Origin of the sequence: Streptomyces sp. WELS2 (assembly GCF_013870595.1) — a bacterium.
In the GTDB taxonomy this organism is placed as follows: domain Bacteria; phylum Actinomycetota; class Actinomycetes; order Streptomycetales; family Streptomycetaceae; genus Streptomyces.
The window spans coordinates 1-2,169 of sequence record NZ_JACBWZ010000958.1; the positions used below are offsets into that span (position 1 = coordinate 1).

At 69.8% G+C, this 2,169-nt stretch carries 2 protein-coding genes; both read right to left on the minus strand.

The annotated features are described in order from the left end of the window. Positions 1 to 254: 254 nt before the first annotated feature. Positions 255 to 1,817 (minus strand): arabinogalactan endo-1,4-beta-galactosidase, encoded by a 1,563-nt coding sequence (locus H5J33_RS32250; RefSeq protein ID WP_181798274.1) that lies wholly within the window; start codon positions 1,815 to 1,817, stop codon positions 255 to 257. Positions 1,818 to 1,927: 110 nt separating this feature from the next. Then, positions 1,928 to 2,169: Beta-galactosidase C-terminal domain (locus tag H5J33_RS32255; protein WP_181798275.1), on the minus strand; the 242-nt coding region annotated here is incomplete at its 5' end.

A 2,169-nucleotide genomic window follows, 5' to 3' on the forward strand; every position in this document is an offset into this window, starting at 1 on the left:
TGAGCCACTCCAGGATGGTCTGCCGTATCCGGCCCGTGGGAGTCCCCGGCGAAGTCACCGTCATCCGTCCGCCTCCCGTCCCCGGCCTCCTCGTACGCAGTGTTCCCACTGTGGCCCGGGCGACGCCGCCGCGTCCGGGACTCGGCGGCCGTTGTCCGGTAAGGAACGGCCCCGTTCCCGGGGAGGGGTGTAACGCCCCAGGCCCGTGGCGGGGGCCCGGTCGCCGCGCCGCGACCGGGCCCCGTGCCGGTGGCTCAGCGGTGGCCGAACCACGTCATGGAGGAGAGCGCCTTGTCGTCGTAACCGAACAGGGCCTGGTTCTCCCAGCCGTTGCCGGAGGCGGCGTCCGCCGGGTCCCAGCCGTTGCCGGGGACGGCGGTCCAGGTGGCCTCCCAGTAGAAGACGCCGAGACCGCGGCCGTTCGGGACGGCCTCCACGATGCTCGCCACGTCGTTCAGCCACTTGGTCTGGCCGGCCACGGTCGCCGGGTAGCCGGGAACGAGTTCGCCGGTGGTGTCGATCTGGTTGGTGAGCGCGTCGTCGCTGTCGAGCCGGAAGGGATAGGCCGTCTCGGCGACGAACACCGGCTTGCCGTAGCGGGCGGCCGCGTCGTCCAGGGTGGTCTGGAAGTCGGAGAGCGCGCCGTGCCAGTAGCCGTAGTAGGACAGGCCGATCACGTCGAACTTGACGCCGTTGGCCACCGCGTTGTCGAACCACCACTCGGTGCCGGCCTTGTCCCCGCCCTTGGCGAGGTGCAGCGCGACGAGGGTGGACGGGTTGACCGCCTTGACGGCGCTGTAGCCGGAGTTGATCAACCCGGCGAGCTGGGTCCAGTTGTCCGTTGATCCCTCGGACCACAGCATGCCGCCATTGATCTCATTGCCCACCTGGACCATGTCGGCGGTGGTGCCTTGAGCCTTCAAGGCGTTCAACACGTCGTACGTGTGGTTGTACACGTCGGTCTTGAGTTGACTGTATGTGTGGCCCGACCACGCGGCCGGCTTCGTCTGGGCGCCCGGATCGGCCCAGGTGTCCGAGTAGTGGAAGTCGACCAGCAGGTTCATGCCCTGCGCCTTGACGCGCTTGGCCATCGCCAGGACGTGCGCCTTGTCGTTGAAGCCGTCGGCGGGGTTCACCCACACCTTCAGGCGCGCGTAGTTCATGCCGTACGACTTGAGGATGGGCAGGGCGTCGCCGGCGGTGCCCGAACTCGTCCGGTAGACGCCGCCCTTGGCCTCGCTCTTGGCGAGGGAGGAGATGTCGGCGCCATGGATGGAGGTGCCGGTGGTGCCGGAGGTGAGGGTCAGATCGTCGACATTGATCCAGTTGCCCGCGTTCGCGTCACTGTTGATGCTGATGGTGCACTGGTTGTTGGTCACATTGACCGGCGTGACGATCCGGATCCATCCACTGGACGAGATCGGCAGATCCGTGCGCTGCTCGGCGCCTCCGCAGTTCTTGAGCGCTATGTACGCGGCCTTCTGTCCACCGCTGGACCGCACCCACGCGGTCAGCTTGTAGTTGCCGTTGGCGAGCCCGGACAGGTACTGGTAGGTCTCCACCTTGTAGGCGGACGCCGAGTAGTGGCTGAGGCGGTAGCTCCCGGCGTGGCCGCCGGCCTCGGTGTAGGAGGCGCCGGTGTCGCCGTATTCGGACCAGCCGGCGGGCACGGCCACGCCCGCGCCGTCGGATTCGAAGCCGCCGTTGGTCAGCGTGCTCGCGGCCTGGGCGGTCTGGGCGGGCAGGGCGGTGAGGGCGAGCCCGGCCGCGAGCGGCGGCAGCAGGGCGGTGATGGTGCGTCTGGGATGGAACTTCATCGTCCGTCGTCCCTTCGACGTAACTGGGGAGAGACTCCTCCCGCGGTGGGCCGGAGGAGGCCCCCTCCGCCCGCGGCTCCCACGGCTCACGCGGGCGGAGGGGAGTCGGCTCAGCCGTCGAGTCGTACGACCCGGACGGCTCCCGCCGGGACCGCCAGGCGGCCCGCGGCGCGTTCGCCCGTCAGCAGCTCGGTGCCGGGCGAGGCCAGCGGCACCTTGGTGTCGCCGGCGGTGTGGTTGATTACGAAGAGGAAGGTGCCCGACTCGCCGCTGCGGCGCACGACCTCGACGTCGCGGGGCAGTTCGGCGCGCGGGGCGAGTCCGGCGTCGTCGGCCGCCCGGCCGAGGAGCG

Excerpts from the sequence above, each read along its gene's own strand:
- H5J33_RS32250 (WP_181798274.1), bottom strand. The coding sequence starts at position 1,817 with ATGAAGTTCCATCCCAGACGCACCATCACCGCCCTGCTGCCGCCGCTC.